Source organism: Carnobacterium sp., from assembly GCF_040274425.1.
The window spans coordinates 1-3,847 of record NZ_JBEMBC010000144.1; the positions used below are offsets into that span (position 1 = coordinate 1).

At 33.1% G+C, this 3,847-nt stretch carries 5 protein-coding genes; all 5 read right to left on the reverse strand.

The window, feature by feature from the left end; all coding sequences use genetic code 11:
* Positions 1–132: 132 nt before the first annotated feature.
* Positions 133–474, reverse strand: a complete 342-nt coding sequence (locus tag ABS911_RS14635; RefSeq protein ID WP_350468169.1) for a GNAT family N-acetyltransferase — start codon at positions 472–474, stop codon at positions 133–135.
* Between the two features lie 186 nt (positions 475–660).
* Positions 661–1,329 (reverse strand): YetF domain-containing protein, encoded by a 669-nt coding sequence (locus ABS911_RS14640; protein ID WP_034538680.1) that lies wholly within the window; start codon positions 1,327–1,329, stop codon positions 661–663.
* 199 nt (positions 1,330–1,528) lie between these two features.
* Positions 1,529–2,152, reverse strand: coding sequence for a YesL family protein (locus tag ABS911_RS14645; RefSeq protein ID WP_350468170.1), 624 nt, complete (start codon positions 2,150–2,152; stop codon positions 1,529–1,531).
* A gap of 55 nt (positions 2,153–2,207) precedes the next feature.
* Positions 2,208–2,954 carry a carbohydrate ABC transporter permease gene (locus ABS911_RS14650; protein ID WP_420867473.1) on the reverse strand — a complete coding sequence of 249 codons (747 nt, stop codon included), beginning with the start codon at positions 2,952–2,954 and terminating at the stop codon, positions 2,208–2,210.
* Positions 2,955–3,100: 146 nt separating this feature from the next.
* Positions 3,101–3,847, reverse strand: a 747-nt coding sequence (locus ABS911_RS14655) for a carbohydrate ABC transporter permease (protein ID WP_350468171.1), incomplete at its 5' end; no start/stop codon positions are given.

The window sequence follows — 3,847 nt, forward strand, 5'->3', positions numbered from 1 at the left end:
TTCATCTGGTACAACATCATTTTTTAATAACCATTTATGGAAGAACCATTCTCCTCCACCAATTAAAACGGCTGGAATCAATACCATCATCTATAAATCATTCGTATAATCCATAGAAGTAAGGTAAGTCCATCAATAAATCGATTTAACAAAAGCTTCTGTTTCTTCAGTTGTCATCATTTTAAGGCCGCTGTACATTTTTTGAATTTCATTTACTATTGCTTTTCCTACTCCTTCTCCTCTGAAGGAAGGCAAGACTGCTAAATGTTGAATAACAAATTCTTGTTTTTGTACTTCAATACCAATAATGCCAATATATTTTCCTTCTTCTTGCCAAAAATACATTTCCCAATTTTTATTCTGCTGGTACCGTAGCATTGTTTGTTGGAGGTGCTTTAATTCATGTCCTTTTGGCATGAGTGATAGCAAACCTAAAGCCACTTTATTCTGGCTATTTCTATACTTAACTAACACTAGATATCTTGCTCCTTTTTACTCATCCTTATTTGTAAAAAAAGATTACCATATCCTCAGCTTCTATACTATTAAAATAACCTTCTTTTTAACTCCTTTTTAAAAGTAAATAAGACAAAAAACTTTGCCAATTTTTGCAGCGAAGCTTTTTATCTTATTTAGAATTTTCAAGCAACTAACAAATGATCAATTCTCTAGTTTAATTTGTTTTTTTTCTGATTGTTGATAGGTTTTTACATACAAGCCTTGTTTAGGAGACCATTCAGCATAAACAATGTCTTCCAGGTTTGGATGCCCTTTTTCTTTTAAACTTTCTATCAGCCATTTTTTATCTTTTCCAATAGATTGTAAGGTGTTCATTTCAATGACTTTTTCATCAACTAATAAATAAGAAAATTCTTCATTTCCCTCAGATTCTTTCATCACACTGACCGAACCACCTATTTCTAAAACAGCATATTTGACCATTCTCAAAGAAAAGCAGTTTTGGCTTCTCAGCATAGATCTTAACTGTTCCATTTCAATATGATTACTCTTGATTTCTGATAAATTCAGTTCTCCTTCATAGATTAAAACAGAAGGAATGCCTTTTATGAAATTATTCACTTTATCCTTTTTTTGCACAACCGTTTCCAATAAATAAATCATTATTCCCCATAACGCAACTGCAAATAAAAAATGCAAAATATTTATTTTATCGTCATATAGTGATTCTTCTAAGATTCCGCCAAGAACGAGAGTATAAATCAAATCAAACGGAGTAATTTCTGACAACGTTTTTTTTCCTAAAAGACGTGTAACTAATAGTAACCCTATTAAACCAACGACCAACTTGGACGCTATTTGCAGAAACATCATCCTTTATTCCCTCCTATGTTTTTTCAAGTACTGAATCTACTTTTCATCCTTTTTTAACCTCTAACAGACCTTTTTCTCTCTTATTCATCAACTTAATTCTAATTCTATCGTACTTAATTTATTTGTCCATTTTATTGATTAGTTAACCTTAGCACAAAATAAAAAGCCTAAAATAATTTTTAGACTTTTTATTTTTTTACTCTTTAACTGTATTATTTGCTGTTTTTTTGTACGCTTTTTCCATTGCAAGCGTCGCTAGCCAAGCTAGTACGCTGACTGAAAAAAAGAAAGCTAGTGCTGGCCATTTTAATAAAACTATTGCCATAACAATGATACTGATCAGCAATAATAAGCTGATCAGTGGTTGACTGACCATTAGTACCATACCTGTTAAAAAAAGGCGAGATACAGATACATTCACTTTTTTTGATAATGGACAGCTGTATAAAGAAGTTAATCCAAATAATATGCCAAAAGTATAAAGAGCGTATTTATAGATTTGTATGCCTGCTGTAGCGGTCATCTGGGTATTTAAAAACCAACTATCTAAAAATAAAATAAACATAATGATGCAAACTGGCAATCCAATCTTAAAACTACTCCAAAAGTTTTGTTTAAAATAATGCATAAAATTACGGAAAATAGGTTTAGCCGTTTCTCCATTAGACCAGTCGCTCATTAATTGAAACAACGCACCAGTTGCTGGAATGAGTGTAATAATAGGTAGAGAAAACAAGAGCCATATCAAATTCACAATAGCTAAGCGTGCAAACCATTCTGTTCCTTCAACTACACTATTTGTTAAATCAAATTTTTTCATTCTTAACTACCTTTCTTCTAACACAATCTTTCAGAAATTAAAAACTTTTTTAAAGCTAGCCTTTTGTTCCACCTGTTAGATCCATCCCTTGAATAAAATACTTTTGAGCAAAGAAGAATAACAGTACCGTCGGAATCATAACCAGAGTTGCCCCTGCCATTAAATAGTTCCACTGAGTAGAGGACTGACTTTGGAACGATTGCAAACCGATTTGTAGTGTATACATATCTTCATCATGAATATAAAGCAATGGTCCAAGAAAATCATTCCATGCTCCATTAAAAGAAGTAATACCAATAGTAATTAATGCTGGTTTAGTTAAAGGGACCATTAAATGACTCCAGATAAATAGGTGGTTAGCACCATCTATTTGAGCCGCTTCAATTAATTCATCATTAATGGACAGATAAAATTGACGCATCAAAAAGATATTAAATGCACTTCCAAAAAATGAAGGAACAATCAGTGGTAAATAAGTTCCTACCCATCCGATTTTTGTGAATAAAATGTATTGTGGAATCATAGTAACAAAACCAGGTATCATCATAGTCGCTAAAACTAAAGAAAATAAAAACTTTTTGCCTGGAAAAGCAATTTTAGCAAAGCCATAGGCAATAAATGAATTAGATACCACATTCCCCAGAACCACAAAAAAAGTGATGTACAATGTGTTTTTCATGTATTGGAAAAATGGAAAAGCTTGAATGGTTTCAGTATAATTCGACCATTGAAATGTTTCAGGGAAGAAAGTTGGCGGAAACTGAACAACTTCTTCCATTGGTTTTAAAGAAGTAAAGACCATCCAAAAGAGCGGAGCTAATAAAACAATGCTGATACCAATCAAAAGAATGTATGTGACAATTTGTCCGATTCTTTTTTGTCTTTTCCTGCTTTTAAAACGCTGCTTCTTAGGTAAGTCTGTAGCTTCTTTTAAAGATGTTGATTCAATCATTCACTTCGCCCTCCTCCATAGTGTACCCAACGAGGGGCTAATTTCATATTTATAAATGTTAAGGTTAATACAATGACGAAAAGGATCATCGACATTGCCATAGCGTATCCCATATCAAAAGCTACAAAGGCTTTGTTCCACATATGTAGATTATAGAATAATAAGGAATTAGCCGGTCCATTTGTTCCACTTTCTGACATGACATAAGCTTCTTGAAATATTTGAAAAGCTCCAATTGTCGAAGTAACAACATCATAAAAAATGATTGGCGTAATCATTGGCAAAGTAATATGGCGAAAACGTGCAAATGCGCTAGCTCCATCTATTTCTGCTGACTCATATAATTGGTTTGGAACATTTTGCAGTGTAGCTAAGTAAAGCAACATAGCCCCCCCAACACTCCACAATTTCATTAAAATCAATGCCGGTTTCGTCCAATTAGGATCGAACAACCATGCTGGTCCATCAATACTAAACCATGATAAAACAACATTGACCAAACCTGAGGATGGTGAAAGCATCTGCATCCATAATACGTAAACAGCTACTCCTGAGAGAATAGCAGGTAAGTAAAAAATTGTCCTGAAAATAGAAATACCGCGCACTCGTTGATTTAATAATACAGCAAGCAGAACACTTCCCACAGCTGTAAGAGGCACATTAAACAAAACATAATAAGCTGTATTGTAAAGAGATTTCCAAAAAAGTTCATCTAGCGTAAACATCCGTTTAAAATTATCTAG

What these genes read in the sequence shown, in the direction of transcription:
- ABS911_RS14640 (WP_034538680.1), bottom strand. Translation starts at nt 1,329, where the DNA reads ATGTTTCTGCAAATAGCGTCCAAGTTGGTCGTTGGTTTAATAGGGTTA.
- ABS911_RS14645 (WP_350468170.1), bottom strand. Translation starts at nt 2,152, where the DNA reads ATGAAAAAATTTGATTTAACAAATAGTGTAGTTGAAGGAACAGAATGG.
- ABS911_RS14650 (WP_420867473.1), bottom strand. Translation starts at nt 2,954, where the DNA reads ATGGTCTTTACTTCTTTAAAACCAATGGAAGAAGTTGTTCAGTTTCCG.